Annotated in this window: 1 protein-coding gene; it reads right to left on the bottom strand. The window is 64.8% G+C overall.

Translation table 11 applies throughout. The annotated features are described in order from the left end of the window. Window positions 1-128: 128 nt before the first annotated feature. The coding region (locus WCB02_RS22915) for an AAA family ATPase (protein ID WP_423961701.1) at window positions 129-2881 on the bottom strand (2753 nt) is incomplete at its 5' end.

Here is a 2881-nt window from a genome sequence, read left to right as displayed (position 1 = left end):
TGTCGCGATCCAGGAAATCCCCGAGATCAATTGGGGAATGTACGGCAAGCAGGTCAACCTGTGCCTGATGCGTGCGCCGGCGACGGCGTAACCAACTTTTAACAGCCTGCATCGGTCCCGCCGTCGTTTCAGACGAGATCCAGAAGAAGCGCCCGCGCGTCGCGAACCGCGCGGGCATTCTCGCCGCCCTCGATCATGTCCAGGATCGGCTGCAACAGGGATCGGCAGTCGCAATCGCCAGCCTTCCCCCGCCTTAATTTCACGAGCGCAGTTGCCGCACGCAGCTCGTGCACCCGCGCTTCCTGCTGTCGCGCGATATCGAGGGCCTGCAGGAAGGCAGCCTCGGCGCCGGCTACATCGGGCTCTGCTTGTGCGAGCTTTGCCAATCCTGCCAGGCGATATAGTTCGGCGAGCCACCATTGTTCGCCGGATCGGTTGGCAAACTCGAAGGCCTCTCGCAGGATCAGGGCCGCCTCCGACACTTCGCCGATTTTCAGCAGCGCGTCGGCAAGGAACGCCAGGAAACATGAATCGCCAAGATGCGCGCCGGTCGCGTGCTGCGCCTTGATCGCATCCCGAAACGCCGCGATGTTTTCGGGGGTCGGCTTCCGCATCGAGCGCGCGCATGCCTGCGACAACGCGGCAAACAGCCGGAACTGCGCCACATTCTTTTCGGCGCAATAATCGACGAGCTCGGCGCTGCGCTGCTCGCACTCTTCAGCCTTGCCGGACAGGAGCGCGGGCCACACCACGCCGAAGAAGGTGCAGGCCGCGATCGTCGGCGGGTGTCCATGGTCGCGGAGCTCGGCCTTCACCTGGTCGGCAATCTGTTCCGACTGGTCGAGTAGCCCGAGCTGCATCAGCGCCCACAGCTTGTAGCAGAGGATGGCGAGACCGGGATCGATGCCGAACCGGTAGCTCGGCAACTCGCTATCGATGAGATCGCGATATTCCTCCGCCACGCGCAGGGTCGCCAGCGCCTGACGGTGCCGTCCCATGAAGTGCTGCACCGAACCGAGCGCGCGATAGCTGAGCAGGCGAAAGGCGGGATCGCTTTGCTGCTCGGAGAGCTCCACCATCTGCAGGGCGATGTTCAGCGCCGCGGTCATCCTGGCGGCGGCATAATTTGCGGCGCAAAGGCTGTGCAATACGAAGATGCGCTGCAGATCCGAGCCGGTTCCGGCATCGAGGATCCGCTCCGCGGCCATCAGCGCGGCCACGGTTTCGGGCGCGCTGTAGCCCCTCAGCGGCAGAAGCGCATTCGCATGCGTCAGATGCAGCGACAGCTCGAGGGCATGCCGATCGGACGCTTGCGCAAGCTGCGGCACCAGCGCGAGCCCGGACACGATATGGCGATCGGCCTCGGTCGGAGCCGATCTGGACAGAGCGCGTTCCGCGGCGGCATGCCAGTAGCGCACCGCCTGCTCGCTCAGGCCTGCTTCGGTGTAGTGATGCGCGATGATCGCCGGCGCGGACTCGATCTTATCAGGGAAATGCTCGACCAGCGCGCGCGCGATATCGGCGTGGATGTGCTGACGACGGCTGCGCAGGAGCGAAGCATAGGCGGTGTCTTGCACCAAGGCATGCTTGAAGATATAGGTCGCTTCGGGCGGCGAGCCGCGGGCATAGACCAGTTCGGACTCGATCAGCTCGCGAAGCGCGTTCTGCAGTTGCGCGTCCTTGATGGGCGAAATCGCCTCCAGGAGGCGGTAGGAGAACTCTCGGCCGATGGTCGCGCCGATCTGCGCCGTCTCCTTGACCGGCGAGAGCCGATCAAGCCGCGCCATCAGCGAGTCCTGCAGCGTCGCGGGAATGGCGAGCGGCGTGAGCTCGCGGGCGAATACGTAAGTATTGCCTTCCACCCGCAGCAATCCCGACTCCAGCACGGTTTTCGTCAGTTCCTCGACGAACAGCGGAACGCCGTCGGTTTTGACCAGGATCTCCTCCATGACTTCAGCGGGAAGCGACTTGCCGCCAGTGACCTGATCGACCATCGAGACGGTCTGTCGCCGGCCGAAGCGATTGAGGGACAGGGTGGTGACGAGCGCGCGGCCGGTCCAGGGCGGCGCGTATTCGGGCCGGTATGTCACCACGAACAGCACCGGCAATTCCTGCAGCCGCTCGACCAGGCGGCTGAACACGTCGCGGGACGACGGATCGATCCAGTGCACATCCTCCAGCAAGGCAAGCACTGGACCTTGCCGGGTCAGGTCGACGAACAGGGAAATCAGCGCGGCGACGGTGCGCTCCCGTAGTTCCGCCGGCGACATCTCGGGCAGATTATATCGGCCACTGGTCGGAACCGAGAGCAGCGAAGCGATCAGCGCCGTCATTTCCGTCTTGCCGTTCGGTCCGGACAAAGCAGTCAGCCTCTCGAGCTTGTCGAGCCGCGTGGCGGCCGGCTCGTCGCTGACAAGGCCGGCGGCATGCCATATCTGGCCGATGATCGGATAGAACGCATCGTTAATGTGATGCGGCGAGCATTGATAGCGCATGACCGTGCTGCTCTGCTCGCCGATCCGGCTGCGGAGCTCGGCGATGGTGCGCGACTTGCCGATGCCCGCCTCGCCGCACAGCAGAACGACATGCCCCTCACCTTCGGTCGCGCCGCGCCAGCGATCCATCAAGAACGAGACTTCGTGTTCGCGACCGACGAATTCGGTCAAGGCCTCGGCCCGCGACGCCTCGAACCGGTCGACGTGAACGGCTTCGCCCAACAGCGACCAGGCATGAACCGCGGCATCGAAGCCCTTGACGGCAAGCGGTCCCAGCGGCTTGAGCTTGAATGCCCTGCCCAGCAGCCGCCGCGTCGCCTCGGCGACCACGATCCCGCCGGGCTCGGCAAGGCTCTGCAGCCGGGCCGCCAGATTGGGCGTGTCGC

This window comes from Bradyrhizobium sp., assembly GCF_049581145.1.
Lineage (GTDB): Bacteria > Pseudomonadota > Alphaproteobacteria > Rhizobiales > Xanthobacteraceae > Bradyrhizobium.
This window is presented reverse-complemented; position numbering and strand designations above follow the sequence as displayed.